Origin of the sequence: Streptomyces luteolifulvus (assembly GCF_008806595.1) — a bacterium.
In the GTDB taxonomy this organism is placed as follows: domain Bacteria; phylum Actinomycetota; class Actinomycetes; order Streptomycetales; family Streptomycetaceae; genus Streptomyces; species Streptomyces luteolifulvus.
In genome coordinates this window covers 175,251-201,398 of record NZ_VZRB01000008.1, presented here as the reverse complement: position 1 = coordinate 201,398, position 26,148 = coordinate 175,251, and the positions used below count along the sequence as shown (strand labels likewise).

At 68.6% G+C, this 26,148-nt stretch carries 42 protein-coding genes; 5 read left to right on the top strand and 37 right to left on the bottom strand.

Going from position 1 to position 26,148, the window contains the following annotated elements:
* Window positions 1–10 precede the first annotated feature (10 nt).
* From F7R91_RS14745 to F7R91_RS14570, 37 genes are all read right to left on the bottom strand, one after another.
* Complete coding sequence (locus F7R91_RS14745; protein ID WP_150948603.1) at window positions 11–526, bottom strand: hypothetical protein; 516 nt, start codon at window positions 524–526, stop codon at window positions 11–13.
* Window positions 526–1,005 carry a phage tail tube protein gene (locus tag F7R91_RS14740; RefSeq protein WP_150948600.1) on the bottom strand — a complete coding sequence of 160 codons (480 nt, stop codon included), beginning with the start codon at window positions 1,003–1,005 and terminating at the stop codon, window positions 526–528. Before F7R91_RS14740 ends, F7R91_RS14745 begins: the two co-directional genes overlap by 1 nt.
* A gap of 69 nt (window positions 1,006–1,074) precedes the next feature.
* Complete coding sequence (locus tag F7R91_RS14735; protein ID WP_150948597.1) at window positions 1,075–1,407, bottom strand: hypothetical protein; 333 nt, start codon at window positions 1,405–1,407, stop codon at window positions 1,075–1,077.
* Between the two features lie 12 nt (window positions 1,408–1,419).
* Window positions 1,420–1,821, bottom strand: coding sequence for a hypothetical protein (locus F7R91_RS14730; RefSeq protein WP_150948595.1), 402 nt, complete (start codon window positions 1,819–1,821; stop codon window positions 1,420–1,422).
* A complete protein-coding gene (locus F7R91_RS14725; protein WP_150948592.1) occupies window positions 1,818–2,207 on the bottom strand; it encodes a hypothetical protein in 390 nt (129 codons plus the stop codon). The genes F7R91_RS14730 and F7R91_RS14725 overlap by 4 nt, the downstream gene beginning before the upstream one ends.
* Entirely contained in the window at window positions 2,204–2,620 is a 417-nt protein-coding gene (locus F7R91_RS14720; protein WP_150948589.1) for a DUF6093 family protein, read from the bottom strand. The genes F7R91_RS14725 and F7R91_RS14720 overlap by 4 nt, the downstream gene beginning before the upstream one ends.
* The gene (locus F7R91_RS14715; RefSeq protein WP_150948586.1) at window positions 2,617–3,186 is read right to left on the bottom strand and encodes a hypothetical protein; all 570 of its coding nucleotides are present in this window, start codon (window positions 3,184–3,186) and stop codon (window positions 2,617–2,619) included. Before F7R91_RS14715 ends, F7R91_RS14720 begins: the two co-directional genes overlap by 4 nt.
* Before the next feature lie 18 nt (window positions 3,187–3,204).
* Window positions 3,205–3,432, bottom strand: coding sequence for a hypothetical protein (locus F7R91_RS14710; protein ID WP_225320650.1), 228 nt, complete (start codon window positions 3,430–3,432; stop codon window positions 3,205–3,207).
* A gap of 11 nt (window positions 3,433–3,443) precedes the next feature.
* Complete coding sequence (locus F7R91_RS14705; RefSeq protein ID WP_150948581.1) at window positions 3,444–3,848, bottom strand: hypothetical protein; 405 nt, start codon at window positions 3,846–3,848, stop codon at window positions 3,444–3,446.
* Between the two features lie 27 nt (window positions 3,849–3,875).
* A complete protein-coding gene (locus tag F7R91_RS14700) occupies window positions 3,876–4,820 on the bottom strand; it encodes a phage major capsid protein (RefSeq protein WP_150948578.1) in 945 nt (314 codons plus the stop codon).
* 56 nt (window positions 4,821–4,876) lie between these two features.
* A complete protein-coding gene (locus F7R91_RS14695) occupies window positions 4,877–5,428 on the bottom strand; it encodes a hypothetical protein (RefSeq protein WP_150948575.1) in 552 nt (183 codons plus the stop codon).
* Window positions 5,429–5,470: 42 nt separating this feature from the next.
* On the bottom strand, window positions 5,471–6,511 hold the full coding sequence (locus F7R91_RS14690; protein ID WP_150948572.1) for a hypothetical protein: 1,041 nt from the start codon (window positions 6,509–6,511) through the stop codon (window positions 5,471–5,473).
* Window positions 6,511–7,905, bottom strand: a complete 1,395-nt coding sequence (locus tag F7R91_RS14685) for a phage portal protein (RefSeq protein ID WP_150948571.1) — start codon at window positions 7,903–7,905, stop codon at window positions 6,511–6,513. The genes F7R91_RS14690 and F7R91_RS14685 overlap by 1 nt, the downstream gene beginning before the upstream one ends.
* 16 nt (window positions 7,906–7,921) lie before the next feature.
* On the bottom strand, window positions 7,922–9,493 hold the full coding sequence (locus tag F7R91_RS14680) for a hypothetical protein (protein ID WP_150948568.1): 1,572 nt from the start codon (window positions 9,491–9,493) through the stop codon (window positions 7,922–7,924).
* Window positions 9,474–9,662 (bottom strand): hypothetical protein, encoded by a 189-nt coding sequence (locus F7R91_RS14675; RefSeq protein ID WP_150948565.1) that lies wholly within the window; start codon window positions 9,660–9,662, stop codon window positions 9,474–9,476. The genes F7R91_RS14680 and F7R91_RS14675 overlap by 20 nt, the downstream gene beginning before the upstream one ends.
* A complete protein-coding gene (locus F7R91_RS43815; protein ID WP_150948562.1) occupies window positions 9,662–10,270 on the bottom strand; it encodes a hypothetical protein in 609 nt (202 codons plus the stop codon). The genes F7R91_RS14675 and F7R91_RS43815 overlap by 1 nt, the downstream gene beginning before the upstream one ends.
* Window positions 10,271–10,588: 318 nt before the next feature.
* On the bottom strand, window positions 10,589–10,912 hold the full coding sequence (locus F7R91_RS14665) for a hypothetical protein (protein WP_150948559.1): 324 nt from the start codon (window positions 10,910–10,912) through the stop codon (window positions 10,589–10,591).
* Window positions 10,913–11,516: 604 nt separating this feature from the next.
* The gene (locus F7R91_RS14655) at window positions 11,517–11,816 is read right to left on the bottom strand and encodes a hypothetical protein (RefSeq protein WP_150948553.1); all 300 of its coding nucleotides are present in this window, start codon (window positions 11,814–11,816) and stop codon (window positions 11,517–11,519) included.
* Window positions 11,817–11,826: 10 nt separating this feature from the next.
* A complete protein-coding gene (locus F7R91_RS14650) occupies window positions 11,827–12,804 on the bottom strand; it encodes a hypothetical protein (RefSeq protein ID WP_150948550.1) in 978 nt (325 codons plus the stop codon).
* Window positions 12,805–12,840: 36 nt separating this feature from the next.
* Entirely contained in the window at window positions 12,841–13,287 is a 447-nt protein-coding gene (locus F7R91_RS14645; protein ID WP_150948547.1) for a hypothetical protein, read from the bottom strand.
* A gap of 72 nt (window positions 13,288–13,359) precedes the next feature.
* Window positions 13,360–13,641 (bottom strand): MerR family transcriptional regulator, encoded by a 282-nt coding sequence (locus F7R91_RS14640; RefSeq protein ID WP_191971487.1) that lies wholly within the window; start codon window positions 13,639–13,641, stop codon window positions 13,360–13,362.
* 147 nt (window positions 13,642–13,788) lie between these two features.
* Complete coding sequence (locus F7R91_RS14635; protein ID WP_150948542.1) at window positions 13,789–14,493, bottom strand: hypothetical protein; 705 nt, start codon at window positions 14,491–14,493, stop codon at window positions 13,789–13,791.
* 150 nt (window positions 14,494–14,643) lie between these two features.
* Window positions 14,644–15,096 carry a hypothetical protein gene (locus F7R91_RS14630; RefSeq protein ID WP_150948539.1) on the bottom strand — a complete coding sequence of 151 codons (453 nt, stop codon included), beginning with the start codon at window positions 15,094–15,096 and terminating at the stop codon, window positions 14,644–14,646.
* 79 nt (window positions 15,097–15,175) lie between these two features.
* Window positions 15,176–15,655: a hypothetical protein gene (locus F7R91_RS14625; RefSeq protein WP_150948536.1), complete on the bottom strand. Its 480-nt coding sequence runs from the start codon at window positions 15,653–15,655 to the stop codon at window positions 15,176–15,178.
* 114 nt (window positions 15,656–15,769) lie between these two features.
* A complete protein-coding gene (locus F7R91_RS14620) occupies window positions 15,770–16,252 on the bottom strand; it encodes a hypothetical protein (protein ID WP_225320649.1) in 483 nt (160 codons plus the stop codon).
* A gap of 23 nt (window positions 16,253–16,275) precedes the next feature.
* The gene (locus F7R91_RS14615) at window positions 16,276–17,184 is read right to left on the bottom strand and encodes a hypothetical protein (RefSeq protein ID WP_150948534.1); all 909 of its coding nucleotides are present in this window, start codon (window positions 17,182–17,184) and stop codon (window positions 16,276–16,278) included.
* A gap of 209 nt (window positions 17,185–17,393) precedes the next feature.
* On the bottom strand, window positions 17,394–19,397 hold the full coding sequence (locus F7R91_RS14610; RefSeq protein ID WP_150948531.1) for a hypothetical protein: 2,004 nt from the start codon (window positions 19,395–19,397) through the stop codon (window positions 17,394–17,396).
* On the bottom strand, window positions 19,394–20,746 hold the full coding sequence (locus F7R91_RS14605) for a hypothetical protein (protein ID WP_150948528.1): 1,353 nt from the start codon (window positions 20,744–20,746) through the stop codon (window positions 19,394–19,396). The genes F7R91_RS14610 and F7R91_RS14605 overlap by 4 nt, the downstream gene beginning before the upstream one ends.
* A gap of 22 nt (window positions 20,747–20,768) precedes the next feature.
* Window positions 20,769–20,972 carry a hypothetical protein gene (locus F7R91_RS14600; protein ID WP_150948525.1) on the bottom strand — a complete coding sequence of 68 codons (204 nt, stop codon included), beginning with the start codon at window positions 20,970–20,972 and terminating at the stop codon, window positions 20,769–20,771.
* Window positions 20,969–21,172, bottom strand: coding sequence for a DUF4236 domain-containing protein (locus F7R91_RS14595; protein ID WP_150948523.1), 204 nt, complete (start codon window positions 21,170–21,172; stop codon window positions 20,969–20,971). The genes F7R91_RS14600 and F7R91_RS14595 overlap by 4 nt, the downstream gene beginning before the upstream one ends.
* Window positions 21,173–21,179: 7 nt before the next feature.
* Window positions 21,180–21,365 carry a hypothetical protein gene (locus F7R91_RS14590; protein ID WP_150948520.1) on the bottom strand — a complete coding sequence of 62 codons (186 nt, stop codon included), beginning with the start codon at window positions 21,363–21,365 and terminating at the stop codon, window positions 21,180–21,182.
* 14 nt (window positions 21,366–21,379) lie between these two features.
* A complete protein-coding gene (locus tag F7R91_RS14585) occupies window positions 21,380–21,676 on the bottom strand; it encodes a hypothetical protein (protein WP_150948517.1) in 297 nt (98 codons plus the stop codon).
* A gap of 28 nt (window positions 21,677–21,704) precedes the next feature.
* Window positions 21,705–21,881, bottom strand: a complete 177-nt coding sequence (locus tag F7R91_RS42030) for a hypothetical protein (protein WP_191971486.1) — start codon at window positions 21,879–21,881, stop codon at window positions 21,705–21,707.
* Complete coding sequence (locus F7R91_RS42025) at window positions 21,881–22,045, bottom strand: hypothetical protein (protein WP_191971485.1); 165 nt, start codon at window positions 22,043–22,045, stop codon at window positions 21,881–21,883. The genes F7R91_RS42030 and F7R91_RS42025 overlap by 1 nt, the downstream gene beginning before the upstream one ends.
* 88 nt (window positions 22,046–22,133) lie before the next feature.
* Entirely contained in the window at window positions 22,134–22,478 is a 345-nt protein-coding gene (locus F7R91_RS14580) for a hypothetical protein (protein ID WP_150948514.1), read from the bottom strand.
* Window positions 22,475–22,696 (bottom strand): hypothetical protein, encoded by a 222-nt coding sequence (locus F7R91_RS14575; RefSeq protein WP_408056032.1) that lies wholly within the window; start codon window positions 22,694–22,696, stop codon window positions 22,475–22,477. The genes F7R91_RS14580 and F7R91_RS14575 overlap by 4 nt, the downstream gene beginning before the upstream one ends.
* Window positions 22,696–23,184 carry a DUF6907 domain-containing protein gene (locus tag F7R91_RS14570; protein ID WP_150948511.1) on the bottom strand — a complete coding sequence of 163 codons (489 nt, stop codon included), beginning with the start codon at window positions 23,182–23,184 and terminating at the stop codon, window positions 22,696–22,698. Before F7R91_RS14570 ends, F7R91_RS14575 begins: the two co-directional genes overlap by 1 nt.
* A gap of 224 nt (window positions 23,185–23,408) precedes the next feature.
* Here F7R91_RS14570 and F7R91_RS14565 point away from each other — a divergent pair, with 224 nt between their 5' ends.
* The 5 genes from F7R91_RS14565 (at window position 23,409) to F7R91_RS14545 (ending at window position 26,143) form a co-directional block, all read left to right on the top strand.
* Window positions 23,409–24,143, top strand: coding sequence for a GntR family transcriptional regulator (locus F7R91_RS14565; RefSeq protein ID WP_150948508.1), 735 nt, complete (start codon window positions 23,409–23,411; stop codon window positions 24,141–24,143).
* Window positions 24,144–24,175: 32 nt separating this feature from the next.
* Complete coding sequence (locus F7R91_RS42705) at window positions 24,176–24,895, top strand: GntR family transcriptional regulator (protein WP_225320648.1); 720 nt, start codon at window positions 24,176–24,178, stop codon at window positions 24,893–24,895.
* Window positions 24,896–24,972: 77 nt separating this feature from the next.
* The gene (locus F7R91_RS14555) at window positions 24,973–25,362 is read left to right on the top strand and encodes a hypothetical protein (protein ID WP_150948505.1); all 390 of its coding nucleotides are present in this window, start codon (window positions 24,973–24,975) and stop codon (window positions 25,360–25,362) included.
* A gap of 131 nt (window positions 25,363–25,493) precedes the next feature.
* The gene (locus tag F7R91_RS14550) at window positions 25,494–25,739 is read left to right on the top strand and encodes a helix-turn-helix domain-containing protein (protein WP_150948502.1); all 246 of its coding nucleotides are present in this window, start codon (window positions 25,494–25,496) and stop codon (window positions 25,737–25,739) included.
* A gap of 203 nt (window positions 25,740–25,942) precedes the next feature.
* Window positions 25,943–26,143 carry a hypothetical protein gene (locus F7R91_RS14545; protein WP_225320658.1) on the top strand — a complete coding sequence of 67 codons (201 nt, stop codon included), beginning with the start codon at window positions 25,943–25,945 and terminating at the stop codon, window positions 26,141–26,143.
* The last annotated feature ends 5 nt before the right edge of the window (window positions 26,144–26,148 follow it).

Here is a 26,148-nt window from a genome sequence, read left to right as displayed (position 1 = left end):
CGTGCGGTCTCTACTTCCCGTCGGTGCGGGAGGCGAGGATCGCGGAGGCGTGCAGCGCGAAAGGGACAGCCGTGGCCTCCCCGTTCACAGTCCACGCCGCGTTGATGAGCTCCTGCCGCTGCCCCATGTTCAGCTGCTCGAACAGGGCAGCCACGTCTTCGGGCGTCATCACTGGATCCTTGGCGGAGGCCGCCACGAGCGCGGGAGCGAGGCTCTCGTCATCCCAAGACTCGCCCTCGTTCTCGCTCGGATGCTGCGCCACCAGATCCGACCACGCCTTCGCACCAAGCGCCTGGAACGTGAACGGCACCTCCGCCTCACGCATCGCCTCCCGCGCCGCGGCAATCTTCTCAGCGACCTCGATCGCCGGGTTCTGATCCGCAATCGACTGCTGCTGCCATCCGGCATAGCTGGCCAGTTCCGCTTCCAGGCGGTCGACCTCGGCCGCCAGGTCCCCGGCAAGGCAGATCCGCACCGTGTGCTCCCGCGGGCGGGCCTTCGCGAGGATCTCCTTGATGTCCGGCATCATGCCACCGTCGCGGCGGTGTTCGGCTCTTCCCGGAGCTTCATCATGCTGGTGAACTTCGCGACCTCGTTCGGCGCGGGCGGGATGCTGTTGCGCTCGCCGCACTCCACCGGGTACACCTCCACCTTCTGGCTCGCCGCCCACGCGGTCGTGTAGGCGAGGACGCGGCGGACGACGAGGTAGCCCATCGTCTGGTAGGTGAGCGTGGTCCACGGCAGGTCGTCGCCTGCGGTGTCGCCGCGCTTGAACGTCACCTCGGGCGAGAACGAGCGGCGGCCGGCCCGGTTGGTGGTGAACGTCGACGCGAGGCTGGAGTTGTCGACGTCGGCGGTCTCCGCCGGGATGTTCAGGCCGTCCGGGGTGATGCGGGTGGTGAAGTCCAAGCCGGCGTTCAGCTCGGCCGTGGTCGGGGCGGCGATGTTGGCGATGGTCGTCACCCAGGCAACCCGGGTCTTGCCGTCGTTGATCACATCAGACACGGCAGTGCCTCCTTCGGGGCATAAAGAAAGCCCCGACGCGGCGGGGCGAGCTGGGTTGAGGGTGGAAGGTCAGATGCGCAGGGCGGCGACGGTCACGCTGGTCACGCCGGAGTAGGTGACGGCCGCAAGGCCGGAGTCGGCCGGGTCACCGAACGGCGTCGCAGGGATCGGGATCATCTTCTCGCCGGAGGCGTCCACCGTGACCGCCAAGTCCGGGTTCGCGACAGCCGCGTAGAAGTTGCCGGGCGCCGCCACCGTGACGGTGACCGGCGAGCCGCCGCCGTTGATGACGTGCAGGAATGTCGTCGAACCGGGGACGACTTTGTCGCCGCCGCCGGCCGCTGCCGCATAGGTCGGGTCGAGCCCGGCGGCAACGATGGTCTGAGTGCTGAGAGTGGCCACGGGGCTCTCCTCCTAGGACGTTGATTGGAGCCGGTACTGCACCGGCACGTAGAACAGCGGCGGGGATACGTCGTCGTCGCGCTGCACCGGGGGCCCGCCGAGCTCCTCAGGCCGCCACACCACCCGCCCGGCCACGGTCAGCGGCCCGTACAGCGCGGTGCGGACCTTGTCAGCCAGCCACAGACAGCGCTCCTCATCCGGGCCCACACACGTGACCTGGAAGAGGCTGTCGAAGTCCGTGCGCGCATCAGCCAGCGACTCCGGCAGGGACTGGCCCGGCGTGAAGTAGAGGACGACATACATCCCCGACGACGGCACCGGATCAGGCGCGCCTCCAAGCCCCACCACAAGCTGCGCAGCCTCCAGAGCCGCACGCACCGCGTCCCGGTGGGGCAGCACCGCCGGCGTCGTCATCCGCGCCCCATCTGCGCGCCGATCGCAGCCACGTGCGCGGTGAACGCCGCCGCCTCGGCCGCGAGCGCCCTGGCGCCGTCCATGTGCGGCGGATTGTGCACGGAGCCGAACTCCAGCAGGTTGCCCAGCGCGCCCTGCGGCCTGCCCTTGTCCGGGCCGATCTCCGCGGACGCCCCGGTCGGATGCGGCTTCATGTCGTAGCTGATGCTGGACGGGTACAGCCGCGCATGTTGGCCGGCGGATGCGGTCGCGTTGGCCCGCCAGCCGTTCTTGACGTTCAGGGCGCCACGGGCCACCACTGCCCGCGCCTGCACCTGTGCCCGCACCGCGTTCACGCGGAACACGTTGGCGAGCTCGTCGAGCTGCCTGGTGTTGGCATTGATCATGACCGGTCCTCCGCGATGATCCGCCACGCCGTGGCCGTGCCCGAGTACTGCACACTCGTCACCCACAGCCGGAGACCCGCAAGCCGCGGATCCGGCGACGCCGTCACATCCACCACATCCCCGGGCCGCGGTCGAACCCCCGAAGACGGCAGAAGCGTCGAGAACGGAACGGTCACCTTGTACTGGCGCAGCGCGACTTCCCGCTCACCGGCCTGCACCTCGGAGTCGGCGAGCTGATCCGGCTTCACCCGCGCCTTGCCGGTGTAGAAGGTGACCTCGGACGCACCGGGAATCGTGCCGCCGGTGGTCCGGTCGAAGATGTCCGGACCCGGCCGGTAGATCGTCACCATGTCCCGCATCAGCGCCTCGGCCTCACGACGGCCAGCCGCCAGCGCTGCCTCCAGGGCGGTCACCGGAGCGTCACCGTGCCGATGCGTCGCCGGTAGGGCGTCAGCATCTCCTTGTGCGCGGTCGACAGCGTCCCGGCGCCAAGGGTCTCCGTGGCGTAGGTACGGGAGTAGTCGTCGATCGCCACGCTTCGCAGCCCGGACGGGTTGGTGACGGTCATGGCCGCGAGGTCCAGACAGACGGCCCGCACATCGCCCGGGATCTCATCCCAGCCGTGGGTGTACGTAACCTCCACCAGGCCCGGGTCCGGATAGGTCGTGGTACCGGGGAGGTGCCGCCAGCCTCCCGTGCGCAAGAGCCGGTCACCGGACAGCACCCAGTCTGAGAGTACGAGACTGTTCACCCTCACCTGCGCAACCGACACCACCGGCCGCTGCGGCAGCACCAGCTCGCACTCATCGATCACTCGCAGCGTCACCACATCATCGGCGACCCGGGTGATGTCCTGCCGCGTCCACCGGCGGATGACCGCCGACGCGGAAGCCAGCGCCAGATCAGCAGTCGCCGCAGGAATCGTGGACTGGGTGGCGGCGTCGAGTTCGGCCGCCGTAGCGAACGGGGGAAGAGCCACGGCAGCCGCCTCCCCTCGTCAGCGCTGGCGCGCGTCGTCGTCGAGCTGCTGCCGGACCTGGCGGGCGTGGTCCAGGTCCGTCTCCGGGGTGGGGGCGCCGGCCAGCACACCCGCCACCGTGTAGTTCTCGTTCGGAGTGGGGTCAACCTCGACGCCGAGGAGACCGCGCTCCTCCGCCCTGTCGATGGTCTTCTGCGCTTCCTGCTGTGCCGCATCCTTGGGGGCGGCGGTCTTTCGCTCTGTCATGGGACTGCTCCTCAGTTCCGAGAGACGGTGATGCGGACCAGACCGCCCGGGTCGGCCAGCCCGGTGCCGTTCGCGATGGACCGCCACTGCAGGGTGTCGCCGGAGGCCAGCACCAGGTTCGCGGCGGTACCCGACAGGGTGATCGTCTTCTCATCGTTGGCGGTTCCGTCGACGCCCGAGTCGAACGTCAGCGTCGCCACCGTGGTACTGCCAGAGCCTGCCTGCCCCTTGTTCACGAGGGTGACAGTCCGATTGTTGGTGGCCGCGCCAGTGATGGCGGCCTCCGGGACGTACTGCACAGCCGTAACCGTGCAGTCGAACGGTGCCTGTGCGATGACCGAGTCGTCGCTCGCGGCTGTCGCCGCTGCGGGCACGTCCGCTTCGATGACCCGCACGTAGGGGGCGGTGTCTGCCATGAGAGTGCTCCTCTTCTGCGGGCCGGGTTACGGCAGGTCGATGCGGGCGACCGGGTAGCGGTTCGCCTCGGTCGGCTGGTCGTTGTTGATCGTGTTCGCGACCTGCCAGCCGACCCGGAAGGTCAGGCGGATGGCGGTCATGTCCTGCTGAGCGAGGTTGTAGACGATGGCCCCGGTGTTGTCCTGGATGACAGCCTCGGTCAGCACCTTCATCGTGATGTCCTGGCGGACGCCCACGACGAACTGCGACCAGTCGCCCATGAACAGAGTGGGCGACCCGGATGCGGTCGGGAACAGACCACGCATCGGGTACATGATCGGCAGGCCGTCCAGGGACATCAGGTTCCCGGCCACGCGGGACTCGTCGAGCTTGCGGCCCTGACTGTCACGCGACTTCCGCAGCCGCGTCTTCACCGAGGTCGCGCCGACGAAGCCCGTCGCGTCGTAGCCGTCGGCCTCAAGCTTCTCGTAGGCGTTGTCGACGTCACCGAAGAACGCGCCCGCGGTGGCCGCCGAGTTGGCGGTCACGTTGTTGCCGGCGGACGTCGCCGAGGAGGCGATGTTCGTCGGCCAGGAACTGGGAGCGTTGGTGCCGAAGTAGACGGCCGCGTCGAGCGTGCGGCCGAAAGCCTCGGTCAGCAGCGGCATAGCCTCGTCCCACACGTTGGCGTCCACGTCGGCCAGGACGTTGTCCGGGACCGGCATGATCGCCGCGATCTCCTCGATGTTGAGGTACTTGTTCGTCCAGTTGACCTCGGTCGTCTGCTTCAGACCGGTGTCACCCGACACGAAGTACGCGGTCGGCAGCGCCGACAGCACCGGGAACCGGACCTGCGCCCGGCCCACCGGCACACGCCGGAACATCGACAGGACGGCGGACTGCTCCAGCGCCTTGCCGAGCATCTCGTTGGAGACCTCTTCCGGGATGAGCGCCGCAGCGTCCGTCCGCGAGGTCAGGTTGTTGTAGGCCATGGTCCGGCCTCCTCATTTCTCGTCAGCCGGCCGGACCTCGCCGCGCCGGAGATGGGTCAGCCCAGGCCCGCCTTCTGGCGGATCAGGGCGTTCATGTCGGCAGGTGCCGCCGCCGTTGTGCGCGCGCCGCCGTCGAAGGACGGGGGTGCCGCTTCCTTGCCGAGGTGGGGCTTGCGCTTCAGCAGGTCGGCGAGCGCCTTCTCGACCGCCTTGGTGTCGACGTCTCCGTCGCCGTCGACGAAGTCGGACGGGTTGAGGAACGCCGCAGCATCGGACGGGTCGGCGAATGTTGCAGCAGCCAGGGCCCGGACCTCGGCACGAACGGCACGGTCAGCCATTGCGGCGACACGCTTCTCGGCCGCGTCGGCTCGCTCCGACGCCTTCTGTAGCTCCGTCTTGTCCCGGTCCTCGATCTCCTTGAGCCTGGCGGCCTGCGCGCGGCCGGCCTTCTCGGCTTCCTTGGCACGCCGCTTCCACTCGTCGAGCGCCTTCTCCCCTGCTGGCCCGAGCGGGGCATCGCCACCCTCAGGCGGCCCAGCCGGTTCGGCAGGGCTGGCTGGGCCGGCGCCACCTTCGGGCACGGTGGTTTCGGTTGCGGTTTCGGACATGTGGTGCTCCCGTTGCGGGATCAGGCCGCGCGTTGCGCGCGGTCAGGTCAGGTAGCCGAAGCGGCGCAGCATGGCGATCGCCTCGTCCCGGCTCCCAGCGAGCCGGTAGATCTCTTCCGGCATCAGCCGGGGGGTGCGCAGCCGGAACGAGCGGCCGATGTTCGCCGGGGCTTGCCCGCGGGCGATGGCACGAGCCCGTTCCGAGCGGTAGAACGCACCACGCCGCGTCGTGCCCTCACGGGTCACCTGGAGTTGTCTTCCGTAGGCCGAAGCGGTGGCCATGCCGCGGCGGGCATTCACGATCGACGTGATGTCTGCTCCGTCACGGATCGCCCGCGCCCCGGCGACAGTGAAGATGCGCTCCTGCTCGCGGCGGGACAGCCCGTTGAAGTAGTCCTGGGCGTTCGTCACCAGGCCCTGCCGTGGCGGGACCAGGCCCCGCCCGCCCCGGCCTCGTGCGATCAGGGTGGCCGGCATGTGAATGCAGTCGCAGCGGGGATGGCGTTGAAAACCGCGGTTCCAGCCGAACTCTTTGCCCGAGAGGATGGCGCAGCGGGCGCAGCACGGGGCCGCAGCGATGCGGATGTAGCCCTGGATCGTGCGCCTGCCGGCGATGCCCGCACCCACCGCAGTACGGCCCGCGTCCGCGACCTGTGTCGCCGACATGCGCAGCAGCTGGTTGAGGCCGCGCATCATCGCGTCCACATCCGAGGCGCCCACGCCGATCGCCTGCTTCGTCGAGATGACCGGCAGGTACAGCAGCGTGTCCAGCGCCCGGCCGTCCGAGGCGACCCCCGCGAAGGATGCTGCCCGCACCCTGGTGTCCGCTTCTTCCTCGACGCCGTCCGCGGCCTCGACCGCGTCGAGGTAGGGGTCGGCCTGGGCGGCGGCGGCCAGTTGCCCGGCCGTCACCGCCTCCATCACCCCCGGCCCCACCAGGGCCTGCCACGACCCGGACAGATTGCCCGCGTCGAGCGTGCGCCACAGCCGCTGCACACGATTCGTGGTCCGCCGCACCAGGCGTGCCTGAGCCGCGTAATAGGCGAACGCCACATCAACGGCCTCACGCTGCGAGACGGCCATCAGTAGGCCGCCTGCGGCGCCTGTTCAGGCTGGCCCGGAGCCGTTTCGGGTTTCGGCCCGTACTCGGCCGCCAGGTCGCCCTCCAGCGCCCGGGTCAGCGCGTCCTCGCTCAGGCGCCGCCAGCGTTCGATCTCCTGCGGCGTAGCACCCCACCGCTCCCACAGCACCTCGCGCGGAACCCCGAGCGTCCCCATCTTGACCAGCGCGTCAACCAGTTCGCCCTCTGTCCGCCACTCCGGGGACTTCCATACGATGCGGGCCTGAGATGAGGCGAACCCGGCCAGCCGCATCGTGCGCTCCAGGCCTTCCTCGAGGAACCGGCGCCGCTGGTAGATCTTGTGGATCAGGCCCGCTTCGGCCGCCTTCAGCGCCTCCGCCGACAGGTTGATCATCGAGCCGAGGAGGTAGTGCGGAGGCGTCGAGGTGATCGCGGCGATGTCGTGAACGTCGGCTTCCTTGCCCTTCAGGTAGCCGCCCAAGTCCGCGGCGGCGAACTGCCCGAAGTGAGCGCCCGGGTCCTCGGCCATCAGGATTCGGTTCACCGCCACATCGAACGGCTGAACCTCCTGGCCGGTCTTCTCATCGACGGGGATCTCCATCCCCGTCACCCACTTCTGCGGGAACGCCGCGAACTCCTGCGTCATCATCCGGTCCGTGATCGTCTTGTTGATCCGGTCCTGGATACCCGTCACCGAACGCAACTCGCTGGCGCCCGGCTTCAGCATCCGCGGCCGGTTCGCCAGCACCCCGAACGGCAGCTCACCCAGCAGGTTCTTGCCGCCCCACTCCTCGCCGCGCACCTCTCGGCGCACCCACCTCGGGTTCTCACCCGTCTTCGGCTCCGGCGCCTCGAACTTGTAGATCCGGTCAGGCAGATAGAGCGTGGCGCACAGCCTCGCCGTCCAGTCGTCCACCCACAACTTCAGTGCCGCAGCCAACTCGCCCGGCTCGCCCGGCACCGCCTCCGTGATCACCTGGGTGGGGTGCTCGGGCGTGATCCGCCAGCCCGCGCGACGTCCCTCCGGAGGAGACACCAGCAGGTACGACTCGCCCCGGATCGCCGCCTCCAGGAACGCCAGAGACGAGCCCCCGTCCAGGTTGTTGTCCTGCCACAGCCCCCACGCCGCCTCATCCGCCTTGCCCGTACTGTCGGACTGGAACCCGGCCACCTCCAGGCGCCCGACCAGCGCGTCGACGACAAGCTCCATGTAATTGGCGCGTGACATCTTCAACAGCCGCCGAAACGGATCCCTGGCCTTCTCGTGCAGGAACGGCAGCGGATGCTCGCACTCGTAGTACTCGTCGAACTTCGCGGTCTCCTTGGACCGATCGCACAGCTTCTTGTACAGGCGATCCCGCCACCACTCCGGGGACTGAACTGCAGGCTGAGGCATCCACGCCCCCTCTCGGTCAGAACCCGGCGACCCTGCGCCGCTTCGGTTTGGCCAGGCCCGCGGCGATCGCGTCGCCAGCGGCTTCGTGGGCGAGAATCGAACACATCGCAATGTCGATCTTCTGGGACTCCGACGCCTTCTTCAGCAGGTAACGCCCGGCAGGCCGCGCCGCCTTACGGGCGTTGCGGATGTGCTGGCCCGCCCACGTGCAGCCGTCGTGCCAGAACGTCGAGTCCTTCTTCGTCACGTCCGTCGCCAGCCGCTCGGCCGCACCGTGCATCTGCACAATCCGGTTCGTGTACCAGCGCACCACGACCTTCTCGCCATGCCGGTCGGCCAGCGTGTCCGCCTCGGTCTCCCAATAGGGAGGGTCGAGGTAGGCGCGCACTACGCGGTACGTCGCGAACACCTCGTCGAACGCGGCCATGACCTCCAGCCGCGGCACCTGCCCGCCCCACTCCGCCGGATTCCACACCGTCGGCCGACGGTCCGGGCCATAGACCGGGGTGAACTGGTAGCCGTCCAGGGTCTCGAGGCGGATGCCGGTCCAGTCGTCAATGTCCGAACCGTCGAAGCCCAGCGTCACCGCAGCGCCCGGCTCAACCTCTTGCAGCGCCAGCCGTAGATCCCACCGGTCGCCGTCGATGTACGCGCCCGTACCGGCCACGATCCGGTTCAGGTAGAAGCGCTCCGCCTGTGCGGGATCCTTCTCCGCAATCTCGACCAGCTCGCCGTCGATGCGGTCCAGATCAACCCAGCCGCCGACGAGCACGGAGGAATCGCCGTAGGCGACGCGCAGCGCCTTGTGCCGCTCCCGCTTGTTCGCCAGCGATGCCGGCGCCGGAATCCGGTGATCGCGGTACACGTCCCGGACGGATGCCTCCGCCGTTCTCTGCGCCACGCTCTGCTCGGACGGATCCCACGCGTTCGTCGTCTCCACCGCGCGCCCGCCCGTGCCGGACAGGTTCCTGCGCTGGGTCTCGGCGAGCCTCCAACCGCCGTTCGCCTCCAGCCAGGAGTGCGTCTCGTCCTGCACAGCGAACGTGATCCGCTGGCCCAGGCGGGCACGGCCCGAGCTGGTGACCGGCTCGATGCGACCGCCGCCCGGCACGTTGATGCGGGTCTCCCCGGTGTCCGGGATGATGTCCGCCAACGGCCCCTCATTGATCATCGGAACGAGCGCGCGGTACACGTTGTCCGTCTGATCTTCAGAAGTCGCCGCAATCTGGATCCACGGCGTCTCCCACCGCCGCCCCACCGGCTCGCCGTCCGCATCCCAGCCCGCAAACCGCACCGGGCCCTCCGCCTCCGCGCACACCATCGCGCACGTCAGCGGACCCTTGCCCCACTTCTGCGGGCGCACCAGCTGGCTTCGCCTGTAGTGCCAGGCCGAACGCCAGCCGTCCTCGGTGGCGTCCGGACGCAGCCGATAGTGCCAGGCCAGGAACGTCCACATCTCGTCCGTCAGTAGGTACGGCTCGCCGATGTCGTCGCCGTCCGGGATCACGCAATGGGATTCAATCCACTCCCCGACCAGCCACCCCAGCGTAGGGAACTCGCCCGGATGGTCAGGGCCTCGCCAGGGCATCCGCAGACACCTTGCTCAGATCGACGTCACCCTCGAAGACGAGGATGTGCTCGACGCCGATCGCCTCGCGCACCGACTCCCAGTGCTCCTGGATAGCTTCCGCCTGACACTCGCCGACGTTCGCCAGTACGAGGATGTCGCCCGGCTCAAGCTTCACCAGCTGCGCCATCACGACCCCCCGGCGGCTTCGCTGTCGACGACCCGCAGCCGTTGCCGGGCAGTCTTCTTCCGCGCCTGCGTCGAACGCTCCTGCCTCTGCTCGGCCACCTCGTCCGGCGCAATCTCCCAGCGCAGCCGCAGCAGCGCCAGCGGCGTCAGCCCCAGACGGTCACCCAGCTGCCGAGCCTCCTTCGAGGCGTCCAGATCACCGAGCTCAGCCTTCACCTTCCAGCGGACGTACTGCGCGACCTCACGAGTCCATCCCAGCCTCTCCCACGCAGCCGCCTGAGGCGTCGCCCACAGATCCCGCCACAGCTCCGCCTCCAGGGCGGCGGTGGCCTCGATCTGCTTGTCCAGCACCGTCGCCGCAGCCTGCGCCCCGTCCAGCTTCCGCTGCACCGCAGCCCGCTGACGGCCCTGTAGATCCGGCTCCAGCAGCTGGAGTTCGTACTCGTCGGCCTGACGGCGAGCCATGTCCCGCTGCGTCGTCGCGACGACGTCATCGATCAGCGGCCACTTGGGCGGGTCACCCTTCCGTCCTCCTGCCGGCAGCCGGGTCATGGCGATCGTGGCGTTGCGCCTGCGTCGCTCCCCGGCCGGCTTGGGAGGGGGTCCCATACCTGCCATTGCGATCACTCTCCATGTGCCGTTGCGGCACGTCGGCGCCCGCCGTTGCGGCAGGCGCGTAGGTCACGCTGGGTCACACACCCCGTGATCTTGGTCGTCCCAGACCCGTACACGCATCGAGCGCCCTCCCCGGCGGTCCGACAGAAGATCGTCACGGGGAGTATCCCCCCAGGTCAGAGGCCTGCGCGTTGATCACTTCGAACCGTCTGGATTCCTGATCGTCACGTTTGCGCAGGTCAGGGGCTTGCTGTGATCGTCGGGAGATCGTCTGGCCATGCTCCCGGGCCACCGATGTCACACAGTGCGACATCAACTGGCTTGCGGGCCTGCCTGGGAGAGGTCCGGAGCCGGCTCGACGCACCGCGCAGTGCGCTCGACCGTGATCGCTTCGTCGACCTCGCTGTCATCGGTCGACTCACCACTTCGGTCCAGGTCTGCGGCGTGGTAGTGGATCACACCGTCGACGACGCTGATCGGATGGTCGATGGCCACGTCGTCCGGGTCGACACCGTTGGCGTGCAGCCAGCCGGCCAACTGCTCGGTGTGACGGCGCATGAGGTACGGACTGAAGGTGACCGGAGCCTGGCGATCCTCACGATCCTCGGTCCGCTTGGGGCTGGGTTTACCGGTCATTGGTTCCATCCTCCGGGCTGAGCCTTGGCTGTCTCGCTGCTATGGCACGGCCCGCACAGACCACGCCCGTGCTTGGGGTCGTTGGGGTCGAGGCCCTGCTCGGCGAGCTCCCGCCGGCTATGGGGGTGGTGGTCGGCATGCACGCTGGGGCGCTGCCTGCACAGCACGCAGACCGGATCACGGGCGAGGACTGCTGGCCTGAACCGCTGCTCGTGCTCGCGTCCGTACCCGCGTTGTCGTGCGCTGCCGCGTCGCTGCTCTGCTTCTCGACGGTGCTCTTCGCATCGGCCCGCCGTCGTGAACTCTGGGCATCCGGGCACCGAGCACACCCGATGGCTTCCGCGTCTGGGCATGGCCGCCTCCGCGTCGCTACTCTGTCCCGCCTTGGGGGTGGTGTCGATGAAGTCGGATGGCGCCGTGGGTGTGGTGGCGGTCGGCGTGTTCTTGGTGATGGTCTCGCTGTGGACCCACCTGTATTGGCTGCTGCTGCCAGCCGCATGCCTGATCGTGGGGGCTGTGGCTGCGACGGCTCGGCAGCGGCGTACTGGCCCGCCGCCTGAGGTGACGCTCAGGCCGGGCGGTGAAGGCCGGCCGTGGCGCCGGTCTAGGTGATGCCGAGGTAGCCGGACATGCGGACGATGTTCTCCGAGCCGGGCGGGTCGAAGGACACCCACACCCGGTAGTCGCCTCTGGCCAGGGTGAGTGCGCCGCCGTCGGGTCCGACGAGGATGCGGGCGGTGGTGCCGTTGGTCCAGGCCCCGGTCTTCCAGTCGCCCGTGGCGGGGTTGTTGCGGTTGCTGACGGGGAGGATGGCGAGCTTCGGCGGGGTGCCGGTGATGTCGATACCAGCGGGTGGGGTGACGTCGGCGTGCACGTACTCGGTGCTGGTGGCGGGGAGTTCCATGTCCGCCTCCTCAGTACGGGACGCCGACGGGCCAGGGTTGACTGCTGGGTTCGCTTACTGTCCACCGGCTGTACGGCGCCCCGACGCTGACGTCGATGTCGTCGTCGGCGCCGGCTGTGGCGAGTGGCCTTGCGGTGCTGGTCTCCTCGGCCGGGGCGAGGGTGGCGCTCTTGGCGCCTGTCAGCGGCTGGGCTGTCTCAACGGTTGCGGCTGTGCCGAGTGCTGCCGTGACGAGCCCTGCGAGAGGCTGTGCGGCTTCTGCGGCAGTCGCGATGCCGAGAGTGCCCGTCTTGGCTCCGGCGAGAGTCTGTGCGGTGTCCTGCTCGACGGCCGGGGTGAGCGTCGCGGATTTGGTGCCGGTGAGGGGCTGTGCAGCAGCCGTCTCCGCGGCCGTGCCGAGAGTGGCCGCCTTGGATCCGGTGAGCGGCTGAGCCGTCTCTGCCGCGGTTGCGACGCCGAGGATCGCGCCGGCGGTTATGTCTGCGGCGGTGAAGTCGTCGAATCGGATTGCGCTGGTCGACTCGCTGCGGATTCCTACGCTCGTGCCCGATGCGACGTTGGTGTCGGTGACGCTGACCCGCTCGATCCCGTTGACGAAGCCCTTGATCGTCGATCCGACGGCCTGGACTTTCGCGACGTCGCCCGGCGAGGCTGCAGCCACGTAGGTGCCGATGACGCTGAAGGAGCCGCCCACGACGGAAAACAGGTCCCACGATGTGCCGTCGTTGCGCCACAGGTAGCCGCTGGTGATGTTCGAGTTGCCTCGGCACCATATGCCGTGGCTCGCCGCGGTGGTGGCGGCGATCGTGGCCTGCGCCGAGTTGTCGCTGGTGTCCATGGCGCCGGCGGCGCGGAGGATGATCGTGCCGCCTGCCGAACCCGGGCTGAGTTGGTTGGAGGAGATCGACCAGTCGCCGGACACCTCAACCCAGTTGGCTCCCAGGTCGGTGGAGTCGGCGCGGTTGAAGTCGTCGGTGAAGCTCGCCACGGCGACCTCCTGCTCCCGCCGTCGGGCCGTCGGGTGCTATGCGGCGGAGCTGGACCGCGCGAAGTCTGAGATGGTCAAAGTGAAGTTGTTGCCGTCCGGGGTCCACGAAAGATCGTGCTTGGTGAGCGGGATCAGGTCGGCGTCGGTGCCCGTGGTGGTGTCCGGGTCGTAGCAGATCACGACCGCGCCTACAGCGTTGCCGGTGGGTGAGGTCCAGGTGACGTCGTCGGCGTCGAGTGCGACACGGTCGTTGGTGTCGTCAATGGTGGCTGTGACGCCGGTGAGCGGCTTGCGGCCTACGGTGGTCTGCTCGTTGGTGGTGCCGGAGACGACCGCGGCGAAGTCGTCCTTGTCGCGCAGGACGGCATCGGTCTCCAGGCCGCTGCTTTCCAGGGCGATCAGGACGAGCCCGTCGTTCGCGGCGGGGAGGCTGGCCAGATAGGCGATGCGGCCGAGTGAAACGTTGAAGACTAGATTCGACACTTGGCCAACCTCCGATTTTGCGCGTTGGAAGTCCCGCCGTCCGTGACGGGGGCGTTTCGGGCGACGGGACGGTCAGGCGGCGCGGGCGTGTGGTCCGCGGCTGTTGGCGGCTGGGTCGGCGGGTGTGTGTTTGGCTCCGCCGACTGCTGCTCGCCGAATGGTGGGGAGGTGGAAGTACTGGCCTGCTTCGCCGTCGAGGACGGGTTCGATCTTTCCTCGGGTCATCCAGACGCGGATGGTGCCGGGCTTCACTCCGGCGGCGCGTGCGGCTTCCCATAGGTCGCCGAGGTCGTCGTTGCCGTCGAGTTGGGCGATGTGGATGTCGAGGCCGTCGGGGTTGGGGTAGGCGACCACGTCACCTCCCGCAGGTGTGCGAAAGCCCCCACCGGACTGCTCACGGCGGGGGCTTGAGGGTCGTGATGTGACTCGTGTGCCACGATCAAGCATCACGATTACAGTCGGTGGCTGGTTTCGTCAAGGGCCTTCTGTGTGTCTGCCGGTTTATGCGGCGGTCTGTGCGGTTTCAGCGGTGACTTGTTCCTGGGCCCTGCGCAGTACCCGCCACTGCTGCTCGCCTTCCCAGCTGGTGTCGCATGTGGGGCAGGTCGTTTTGAAGCTTCGGGTGCTCGCGGTGAGTTGCGTGCCGCACGGCTGGTCGTCGATCTGGACGGGGCAGAGTCCGATCTTCACCTGTCCGGTCTTGGGTTTCTGTTCGGTGAGTGCCTTGCACTGCGCGTGGAGGCGGCGCAGGTCGGCGATGTCCTGGCCGACGGACTCGTATGACGAGCATGCCCAGAGGAGGTTGTCGGTGAGGAATCGGGCGTGATGCGGGATCGCTTCAGCCGGGTTGCCGCGCCAGGGGGCGATGGTCCAGCTGAGTGCCGACCTCCACGCATCCTCAATGTCTCGCAGCCGGGCTGCTATCCCGCCGGGGCCGACGAGGTTGAGGACGTCCAGGCGTGGCGGGATCGGCGGGGTGCGGCTGCCCGTGGTTCCGGCTCCGGGGTTACGGGCGCCTCGCGTGAGCATGGCGGTGGTGTCGAGTCGGCGGAACAGGGCGGGGAGTTCGCTGATTCGGGTCGCGGTTGCGTCCTCGCAGGGCCGGCAGGCCCACCGTCCTGCTTCGGCGATCCACAGTTGCCGCTTACAGCGGGGCGTCACGCAGACGGGCCATTCGTATCCGTCAAGGCTGGGTTGGTCGTGCACGGCGGCTCCTCGGTGCGGGGCGGGGCTGCTGGTGACGCTGGGTTAATGGTGCCGCATGCGGTTGACAGCCGGTGGCTTGCGCGTGCCGTGCCCAAGCCGAAAACCCCGACCGAGGACGTCGGCCGGGGCGGGGGCGGGTCGGGATAGCGGTCAGACGGCCAGCAACTCGTCCGCGATGAGCGCGCGCGCCTGCTCCATCAGCCCCGGATCGTCGAGCGTGATCCGGCCGGCGTGCACCCGAAGATGCCCGTAGTACGCACTGTCGAGGTCGACGACCCGCGCCATGTCAACCGCCCACCCGACCTCTGTGTCGATCGTGCGGGCTTTCCGCACCGTCCGGGACCCGGAACCGGTGCAGGCGAGCCAGCAGCCGCACCGCTGTTCGTGGCTGCCTTTCCACTCGCCGATGAACCCGTGCCGAGCGGCGAGTGCGAATAGGTCGCCAGGTTCGTGCACATTGCCCTCGACCGGGACGACGCCGAGGACGGCCGTCAACCCGTTGTCGGCGGTCGTATAGGCGAGGACGCAGCGGGATCCGGTCTCCCAGTCGTGGAGCATCGGGAAGATGGTGACCCTGCCGTGGCCGTTCAGGTTCTTCGCCATCGGTACGTTTCTCTCTCGCTGGGTGGTGCGGGCCCGGTAACGCTACCGGGCCCGCACTGGCTATCTGGGGTGGGTTTGGTCAGCCGTGGTCGCCGCACGGCAGCGGGTCGCCGGGCTTGCCGTCGTCGCCGCACGTGTCACCGCAGTCCACCTTCGCCGTCCACAGTTCCGGGACGACCTGGTACCCGGCGGCGCGGATCGCGTCCACGGTCGGCGGGATCGCGACATGCGGCGCCGGATAGGTGGCTCCTCCCCAACCGTCGCAGGGCGCGTGGTGGACCTTGTGCCATCCCGGCCGCCGGAAGAACTGGTCGTAGGCGGCGGTGAACGTCATGAACTCGTGCCATGCCGGGTCCACGTCCGCGCTCATGTAGAGCGTCGGCGCACCGTCGGGCTTCTGAGCTGAGGTGGCGAGGTACGCGAGAGCCTGGTCGGTGATCGCGTCGGCGGTTTCCGGGGTCATGCCGTTGGTTTTGGCCACGCGGCGGGACAGCCGCTCGAAGAACGCGGGCCCGACGAGCGATCGGCCCGTCACATGCTCGATGGTCTGTAATGTCATGCTCTCTCTCCTATGTGGTGGTGGGTGGTGCGTTGCAGTCCGCCCGGGTCCCTCGGCCTGCCAATAGGCTGGAGAGCCGGGCGGGAGTCCTTGGCCCCCAGCTCAGGCTGCTCGCTACTGCTGGTTGTTTGTCTTGACCCAGACGCCGCGGGTGCTGCTGTGGGTGTGGCGTTGGTGGACGGTGCCGTTGTAGGTGTGGTTGTGGATCTCTGGCATGGCGGCCTTCTTCACGCCCTTCACAAGGCTCTTCAGGGCGAGGAACGTGGCGGGCGGTCCGGCGCAGATGGCGATGACGACGGTCTCGTTGGCGGTGCCGGAGAAGTACAGGACGGCAGAGGCGGCTGCGCCGAGGCAGAGACTGAGGAACCCTCCGGCGATCATCATGACGCTGGCGTCGGTGGCGCGCTCCGACATCGCCGGGATGCCGGGCTGCTGCACGGGCGGGGTGGGGCCGTAGCGCGGCACGGGGGTGGTGTCGCGGTAGGAGGCGGGTGTCTGCATCGCCTCCTCGACGGCAGCGAGCAGCTTGCGGGCGTTGTCGTCGATGTGGGCCTGCCCGGTGGCGGGTGCGGCGGGCGGCTCGGGCAGGTCGTACACGGGTCGGGTTCCTTCCGGGGTGGTCAGGCGGCTACTCGGCCGCCGCTGCAGGACTTGTTGGGGCAGTGGATGACGATCTGCCGGTCGTAGTCGGCTTTGGCGTCGGCATTGAGGGCGAAGATCATGCTGGTGCCTTTGCAACGCGGGCATTCGCCGGGCAGGACGTTGCGCTCTTTGTCTTGCGTGACCCACTCGAAGTCGGTGAGCCCGGAGTGCTGGTTCTTTTCATCGGGGTTGCTGCTGCCGGGCTTGCGGCGGTGTTCCATCGCCGGGTCAGCTGGGTTGTATGGGGCGGGTTCGCGGCGTACTTCGTACTTGCTGAGGTCGTGCGCTTTGGGGGTCCGGGTCCTGGCCGCGGTCTTCTTGGCGGGCGCCGGCTTCTCGGGTGCGGTTTGGATGGCGGCTTCGGTGGCCTGCCCGTACCAGGTGCCGCCGACCGTCTTGCCGCCGTGCTTGGCCCGCTCGTGGGTACGCAGCGCCTTGGTGGCCTCCTTGGCGTCCCGGTAGCGGGGCTTCTCTTTCTTGCCGCAGGGGCAGGTCCAGCCGACGAGGCCGGTGCGCTGGTCGGCGCCGAACCGGGACGCCTTGTACACCGCCCAACGGGACACCTTCTGCCGGGTGGGCTTTGCGGGGCAGGGCTTCGATCCGGTGAAGGATCCGTCCTTGCCTTTGGTGAAGATCTGCCCGTTGCCTTTGCAGGTGGGGCAGCCTTCGTGGGTGAGGCGCAGGATTGCGGCGTCTTTGCGGGAGCGGATGACGTCGTCGTGGTTGTCGAGCTTGGAGACGGCGAAGAGGACCATGCGCGCCCCGATCTGGGCGTGCAGGGGACCTTTGCGGGGGACTTTGACGCGGCTGGCGGGATGCTTGCGGGCTGCGGGCTTGCCGCGGCGCGTAGCGGTGGTTCGGCGGGCCGGCTTGCGCTTCGCGGGCATGATCGGGGTCTCCTCGTGCGGTCGATCGTTTTGTAATGGTTTGCGTGGTGCTCGGCGGGTGCTCGCGGGTGCTCCGCTGCTGGTCAGAGCCGCTCGGGGTGCTGCTCGCTGGGTGCTCGGGTTTTCGGCGAGCAGTTGGGCGAGCACCTGGTCGAGCGGCTGTGACCTGCGGTCGAGCAGTGGCGAGCACCCCGCGAGCAGTGGATGTTCTAGGTCAAAGCGGTCAGGGCTTCGAGCTTGTAGCCGCGCGGGTTCGTCAGCCCGTCGATGTCCCCGATCGGCACCGGCGCGCCAACCCCGGCCTCCCGCAGCAGCTTCCGCAGCTGGACGGTCGTGAGGTCGCCGTACAGGTCGGGGTTCAGGTCGGTGAGGGCTTCGGCGAGCGGCTCGGGCCGGATCCGCTCCACTTTGAGGTCGGCCATGACCTCGATCGCGTCGACGACGATCTGCCGGTCGCCGGGGATCAGCTTCTGCTCGACTCCCCCGTCGGCCAGGTGCAGCAGTCCTGCGGCCTGCAACGTGTCGCGGTCGAAGGACGGCCGGCCCGCCGTGGTGCGGTCGGCGACGGCCTGCTTGATGCCGTCGCGGCTGTGCTCGTTCCACCCGTACAGCAGCGGCCGGTCCAGGCCGGGGCCCTTGATGTAGGACTGGCCCGCATCGTTCTTGATGTCCTTGTTCTGGGCGGGCACAAGCCGGTCGGGGCGGAAGCCCTTGGCGGCGGAGCCCTGCCCGAAGACGACGCGGATGTCGTCCCAGCGGGAGGCGAGCATGACGCGCAGGGTGAAGGTGTCGGCGATGGCGTCGCCCATGCTGTCGCTGGTGGCGTCCTGGCCTGCGGCGACGGGGTAGATGCCGGACTGCTTGGCCAGGCGCAGGAGTTCGATGAAGAGTTCCTTCGCTGTCTGGCTGAGGTAGATGAACTCGTCGACGAACACGAAGATCGCCGGGTGTTTGCGGGTGGCGACCCAGGTGTCGCCCATGTCGAGCCGGTTGCGGACGGTGTTGCGGGCCTTGGCCATCTTCACCAGGTGGCTGAGCCATTCCTCGCAGGCCTTGTTGCCGCGGATGGGCGGGGCGGCCATGACGCCTTCGAACTCGCGCAGCCCGTCTTTGACGGGGTCGAGGTCGAGGGCGATGGCGTTGTGGCAGGCGGTGATGATCTCGGCGAGGTCGCGGAGGACACCGGTGGTTTTGGCGGCGCCGGACACGCCGATGACGAGGATCCGCAGGCCCTCGAGGACGAGGTTCAGCGGCGTGCCGTCCATGCAGCGGCCGAAGTTGTGCGCGTCGGTGATGTCGAGACTGTTCGGGGCGTGCACTGCGGGCTTGGCCATGTCCTCGAACGGGTTGCCGGTGACGAGGCGGAGCACGAGGTGCGCGGACTCGGCCGGGTCGGGGTCGATGAGCGTGCCGCCCTGCTTGATGTTGAAGTGGGCGTCCAGCTGCTCGGCGACCGCGTTGACCTTGCCGGGGGTGGATCCCTTGAGGATGACGTCGATCTCCCAGAACTTGCCGCGGAAGCCGAGGGCGCGCACGGCCCGGGTGCCGATGCCTTCCCAGGCGAGAGCGCGCGAGACGCAGTCCTCGACCATGCCCGGCGACGTGGCCAGGGCGAGCGGGAACGGCTCGTCGGACTCGGGGTTGTCCTGGTCGGCGATGATCTGCTGCGGGGCCAGCTCCGGGCGGTTGACCCGGTAGCGGCCGTACAGGGTGACCGCGGCGACAGCGGCGGCGGCGGTGAGGGCGGGCGGGATCTTCCACGACCAGTCGAGCGCGGTCATCCCGCCGAACTTCACGAGCGCCCACCAGCCGGCGAGGTTGAGGCCTGCGGTGGCGACACCTGCCCAGCCGAGGAACTTCCAGCGGCGTTTGCGCACGATGTCGACCTTGTTCCAGTCGCCGGACTTGGACATGCCGCCGAGGACTTCCTGAAGGTCGTGGGCGCGCACGTACCGCCAGCCGAGGAACGACACCGCGCTCGCCCCGGCACCGAACCAGCGGACCGTGAGCCCGCACATCCGGGCCGTCTTGGACACGACGACCATGGCCGCGCCGCCGGTCTTCCGCAGCACCGGGTAGGAGGGCTCGTAAGGGAGCAGGACGCCGGGCGCGATGTCCTCGCCGGACAGGTCGTCGGGCACGACGAGGCTGCCCTCGATCACCTTGCTGAGATCCCAGTCGGGCGGGAGTTCGGGGTGCTGGTCGATGCTCATGGCGCGTCCTTCTGGCGGGCGTTGGCGGTGCGCTTGGCGTCGGCTGCAAGGGCGCGCGCCGCGGGGTGGAACCTGGGGGTGTCGTTCTTCTTCCGGCGGGGCGGAACGGGCTTGTACGAGGACGTCTTCCGGGGCGCCTTCACTTGGATCGCACGCTGCGCGTTCGTGGTCTTGCTGAGGGTGTTCACGGGTGTGCCGGTGAGGGCTGCTTCGACGCGCTTCTCGGCGGCCCGGCGGGCGGTGATGGACTCGATGGACTCGCCCGGGTCGCAGCCCTTGATGTTGCGGTAGGCGCGCGCCCACACGGCGGCGTCGTCGGTGGTCGATCCGACCGCGGCGGCGATCTTCACGGCCTCGTCCCAGACGTCCGGGAACTGCTCGGCGCGGTCCTCGGCGAGCCGCTTACGGGCTTCCGCCGCGGCCTTCTCGGCGGCCTCGTTCTCGGCGGCTCGCCGCTTCTCTTCCGACGCCCTGCGTGCGGCCTCCACCTTGGCCGCCTTCTCCTGCGCCTTGCGCTCGCGGCGGGTCTTCACGCCGTCGCGCTTGCGGATGCGGCCGTGCTCGTGAAGATCCCACACGCCGGGGCCGGCGACCGAGGCGAACGCGGTGCCGATCGCGGTTCCGAGGTCGAACTCGGCGATCCCGTGGAACAGGTTGATCGCGGCGGCGATCAGGGCGAACAGCCAGACGATGGTGCGGTAGTGCCAGACCGGCCGGCCATTGGCGACAGCTGCGCGAGCGCCGCGGTGCACGACCCATGCGGCACCTTCCAGCATGATCGGGGCGGCGATCAGCCAGGGTGCTTCCCGGTTCCAGAACGCGTTCATCTGGACGGGCAGGGCGACGATGGCGCAGACGATCGCGAAGCGGATCGCATATTTGCGCCACTTCTCGTCGGCTTCCGCGACTTCCTTCGCAGCCTCGGCCTGCTCCTCGCTGGTGCGCTTGGCCTGCTCGGCTGCCTCTTTGCTGGCGCGGTTGGCTTCGTCGCGCTTGCGGTGGGACTCGGCGATGCGGGCGTCGCTGGCGGCGTCGTCCTCGCGGGCCTTCCGCTCCTGCCGGTCGTTGGCGAGCCGCAGCCGGCGTGCTTCCTCCTCGCCCTTCGCTCGGATGGCGTCGGCCTCAGCCTCCGCCTTGATGCGGCGTTCTTCCTTCGCTGCTTCAGCGGCGACGCGGCGTTCTTCGGCTTCGGCCCATGCCCTGGCACGGGCAACTTCGGCGTCGGCGACTGGCGGTTCGGGCTGGGGGCTGCGCTGTTCCTCGACGGGCTCGGGCTCGACCGGCTGCCAGTCCCCGAGCACGGGCATGGCCGGCCGCTTGTGGCCGTTCAGGGGCGGGCTGGCGGTCATCGGAGTCGGTGTCCTTCCAGGGTCAGCCGCGGCGTGCGGCGAGGTGGGCGATCAGGATGCTGGTCAGGTAGTTGAGGCCGATGAACGCACTGACGGCGACGGCCTCGCCTGCGACGAGCGGCCACGGCCTAGACCAGTCGAGGGACTTGGCGACCTCGAGCGTGGTGATGCCGACGGCCAGGGACGGCGCGAAGACTGCGAGGAAGGCGATGATCCGCACGGTCACTCCCCCGTCCTGCGCCGCGACCGCGTGGAGCGGTAACCGAAGGGGCCGGGAAGGTCGACGCTGGTGGTGGTGCGGCCGGTGCTGGACCAGGTGCGCTTCGGCCCGTTACGCGGCCCGACCGTCACCGACCAGGAGCGCCGGTTGATGTTGAGGCGGACGCCGGGCAGGATCCGGAAGCTCTTACGGAACGTGATCGGCATCAGTCCCTCACCTCGGTCCGCGGCGCCAGCGGGGCAGCGCCTCCTCGGCGTCGATGACGGCCTGGTTCGCGGCGAGGTATTCGTCGGTCTCCTCGGTGATGCCGGCCGACACCTCCTCCAAGTGCTGCTGCGCGGCACGCACCTTGGCGCGCGCCTCCTTCGTACCGATCAGGCGATCGATGAACTGGCCCATGACGGGCTCCTCTCTCAGGCGGGCGCGCCGGTGCGCGCCTTGTGGAATTCGCGAACAAACTCGTCGGTCAGCCCGGAGCCGACCGCGGCGCCGACCGGGCCGATCCCGGTCACCGATGCCGCCCAAAGCTCCAGCCAGGCGGCCCGGGTGGCCAGGTAGTTGATGACCGGCCGGGCGGAACGGACGACGAAGACGACCGCCCCGAGGGCGACCATCACCGTGAGGGCGAGGGCCCGCAGCGCCCACCGGCCCGCCCAGACGGCGGCACGGTGCCACCGGCCAGGCTTCGCAGTGATCAGATAGGCGTGCACGGCGGGCTCCTCTCAGGGATTCGGGTGGTCAGCGGTGGCTCTGCTCGTGGTCGCGCCGCTTCTGCTTGCAGCTGGCGCACTTGCGTTCGCGGCCGGCACCCAGCACGAGGTGCTGGATGGTGCGGCCACAAATGGCGGGCGTGGCACCCACCACCAGTTCGGGATGGCACTTCGGGCAGTGGAAGTGGACGTCCTGGACGGCCATCAGGCGGCGGCGGGGAGTCGGAGCCCGTCGAGTTCGTCGACGAGTCGCGGCCCGAGCGGGGTGACGGCGTCGACACCGGCGGCCTGGTCGCGGATCAGGCGGCGCTGCTCCTCGTCGGCCTTCAGGTACTGGTCGATCAGACGGGCACGGTCCTGGATAGACATGGCGGTTCCTCGGTGGGAGTAGGACGGGGGTTGGGTGCCGCGTCGGCGGGTGCCGTGGGGGATCGGATTTCTCCGCCGACGCGGCGGCTTAGGGGGTGACCTCGTCGATCGGCGGGGCGATCGCCGCGCGGATCGCGCCGCGGACCTCGTCGTTGCGGGCCCACGCGAACTTCGCGTGCAGGTGCACGGTGCCATCCACGTCGGTGCGCTCCGGCCACACCATCGCGTCCAGCCGGCGCACCCACGCGTCGAACGCGGCCCGCTGCTCGCCCGCGGTCAACGTCAGCGAGTCGACATCCCCGACCAGCGCACCCGAAGTCGCGATCCTCCACGCGAGGGCGGGCAGGTCGGCGACCTTGAGGAACTCCCCGAGCGCCCGATGCGCATCCCGCTGCCAACGCAGCCGGTAGACGTTGGAAATGTGGGAGGTCACGACCCGGCCTCCTCGACGATGAGGAACCGGTCGGTGCGAATGTCCTGCACGACGGTTGCCGGGACACCGTGGTCGCGGAACTGGCGGGCCAGCTCCTCCGCCGGCCGACTGCCGCGCGGGTGGCCGGCCGGGGAGGTGGCGAGAACCTTGCGGGGGCGGCGGACGTAGGACGCAGCCTCATGGGCTGCAATGTCGGCGGCCGACATCGCGGTGGTCATCAGGCCACCGCCTCTACGTGCTGGTTGTGCAGGCGGGCGGTGCGGGCGGCCTCGTCGAGCTTGTCGGCCAGCTTGCGCAGGTCGTTTGCCGTGGTCCGCGCCATGTCCGGCGTGAGGTAGGCGTCGACGCTGCCCTCGTCGCCCACGATGACGTGCGCTGCACGCATCCGCGGGTCGGTCGACATCGAGTCGCTGCCGACCGCCGCGGTCAGGCTGTAGACCGGCTTGCCCTCGTTGAAAAACGAGGGGACGTGTACGGCGAACTCATCGCCCGTGTGGTCGACGTCCTCCAGGAAGTGCACCCAGTTGGAGACGTGGTTCGTCGCGCACCAGTCCGGGCATGGAACGAACACGATCTTCTGCTCGGAGCCGGGGGCGCCGATCGCCACTGGGGCGAGGTGGTGGCCCGGCGCGATCGCCGGGAACGGGCTGACGGTGGCGATGGCTTCGGGGCGTGCCGTGCCCGGACTGGTGGCATGATTGGCCATGGCGGTCTCCTGTTATCGCAGGTAGCTCCGTTGCCCCTTGGTCGGCGTTGTGGAAGGCCCGACCAGGGGCTTTTTCGCGTTCAGGGCGCACCCGAGAGGTCCGCTTTCGCGGCGCCCCGTCGAGCACGGGTAGAACGTACCACGAGTCTGAGGGTACGTTCTACCCCCCGCAAGATGGTACGTTCTACATGAACAGGAACCGTGCCCGCGACAGAGGGAGCTACATGGAAAACCGAAAGGGGTACGCGGACATCGCCGCCGAGTACCGGCAGAGCATCACCGACGGCGACCTGAGGCCGGGCGACCAGCTGCCCACCGTGAACGAGCTAGCTCAGATTCACGGCGTCGCCCGGAACACGGCCGCCAGAGCCTTCAACTTGCTGAAGACCGAGGGCCTCATCACAACAAGGGCTGGCGCCGGCACGGTCGTGGCTGACCTGCCTGTCGTCGTCAGCGGCGTCGACCGACTCGACCGGATGGCGCGCAACGGTAGGCGGTACGGGCCCGGGGAAGACTCCACGGGGCACCGAGCCATGCGCCGCTCCTGTCGCGACATCCGGGTCTGCAGGGCGCTCGACATCGACCCCGGCGAAGAAGTGATCATCCGCATTCGCACGTTCCGGCAGGACGGCAAACCCACGTCTGTCGGTGTGTCGATCATTCATCCGCGCGCCACGATCGCCGTACCCGAGGTGAGCGAAGACGGCCCACTCCCGAAGTTCTGGCAGCAGATCTACACCGAGCGCACCGGAAACGAGATCATCCGAGGCCAGCGGCGAGCGCGAGCGCGCCAGGCGTCACAAGATGAACTCGACGCCCTGGGTATCAGTGCACCAGATCACGTCGCCGTTGCCGTGCTGGTCACGAACGTCACGTTCCATGACCAGGATGGCCCCATCGAGCACTGGGAGGACATCTATCCACCAACCAAGGAGATCGATGTTCCGGACGCAAGGTAGCGAACGGAAGCGGCGGGGCCCGCTCAGATGAGGTGAGCGGGCCCCGTGTACACGATCATCCCATCCATCAAGGAGGGGTCATAGCACTTCACGGGCGTACCGCCCTCTATCGATACTTCGCAGCCGACGGCTGCCTGCTTTACGTCGGGATCGCTTTCGACCCCGACGCCCGCGCCGAGCAGCACGCTCGCAACGCATACGACACATGGTGGAAGCTGGCGACGAAGCGCACAGACGAATGGTTCGGCAATCGACTGGACGCCGAACTTGCCGAGATCGACGCCATAGCCAAGGAACGCCCCCGGTTCAACGTCAGAGACAATCCCCACGCACCCCAGGCAATCCAACGCATTGAACAAGCCCGTGCCGCCAGAACCGAACTGCTACCACATGAAGAGTCCAACAAGCACTACATGCGCGTCGCCGAGCTGATCCGCAGCAGAATCGAGTCTGGTGAACTGCCGCCGGGAACAAAGGTCTCCCATACGGCATACGCCGTCGAGTTTGGTGTTAGCAGAGAGACGGTGAAGAGAGCCTGCGGAAAACTCGCGGAATTCGGGATCCTCCAGCATGGCCATGGACATCGAGTCGCGCCTGAGCCGTCTGCTGGAAACGGGTGGCTCTTTCTGCGAGCAAACCGACCCGAAGAGGTCGCCATCGCACTGCGAGAAGCCATGACTGACGATCAGGTGGCCGCCCTGATGGCTGCCTTGGTAGCTGACTCGTGGCGGCAGAATCCCGTCGTCACCTGACCGCGCCCTGAGCCCATCCCCACGCCCGGCCAACCACTAGGCTGGCCGGGCCCACCACCGAAAGGATTTGACCCCGTATGCGCCCCCTTGAGTACCGCGATTTCCTGGTCGACGTCCTGCAACGAACGCCTGGTGTGCAGGGTGCGAAGGCTGTGGAGGGCGGCAAGTATCCGTTCGCGTTGGCCGTGTCGGCGGGTGGGCGGGACTTGCGCTGGCAGGTGATAGGCCAACTCGCTGACGGGGCGAAGCATGAGCCCGCGACGCCGGCCGTGGAGAGCGGTCCGCCCGCGTACACGGAAGCCCCGCTTGGTGCCGCCCCGGACGCGTGGCTGGCCGGGGTGATCGGGGCGGCAGAGCCGGCGGACACCGAGCGGATCGACGTGTGGTCGGCGCGGGAGGGCGAGCAGGACCCCGGCGTGACAGTCCACTTCCACAACGGCGAGCGCGCATTTGTTCGGAAGATCTAGGCAGCTACAACCCCTTCAGCCCCATCCGTCGTGCACGGGTGGGGCTTTCTCGCATGCGCCCTTGCGGAGCTGCGGCACTGCCCTGACGGTGACCTACGAGCGGGGTGGCGTTCAACAATTGGGGGACTTGCATGGCGGGCAGGTTGAGCGACATCACCGGCCAACTGCTGTTGCAGTGGGCGGCGTTCCTGCACCGGACGGTTGCGGGCCGGGATGCGCGGCAGCGGAACATCGATCGCCGGGATGGGGCGGTCCGCGCAGCGTACCGGCGAGGGGTCACGGTGGAGCAGTTGGCGGCGCGGATGCGGCTCACGCCCAGCTGGATCCGGCAGGTGCTGAACGGGAAGCGGCCTCCGGAGGTGGAGGAGGCGGCTTAGAAGAAGCGGGCAGCCCCCGACCGACTGGGTCGGAGGCTGTCTGTTTGTCGTCGGGGAGTGCTGCCTGTCACTCCAGGGTTGGTAATTGTTCGACCAATCGGGGCATACCTATAGCGGTGCTGGCTGTGGTTGAGCCACGCTGTCAGACCCATGAACGACACTGGCTACGTTAAGCGCCGTCTGGGGGGATAGCTGTGAGTGTCATGGAGCAATGGGTTACTGATCATGATGATGAGACTGTGATCGTTGTGTCTGCTGAGGAGTTTCGGGCTGCGGCGGAGCAGGCTCTGGATGAGCTTGGTCTGACCTATGCGGAGCTTGAGCAGCAGGCTCGCCAGCGTGACTTCTCGTCGGCGCAAGCTCACGCCCTGTGGGTGTCGATTGGCGGCACGGTTGACCTCTGACCTGG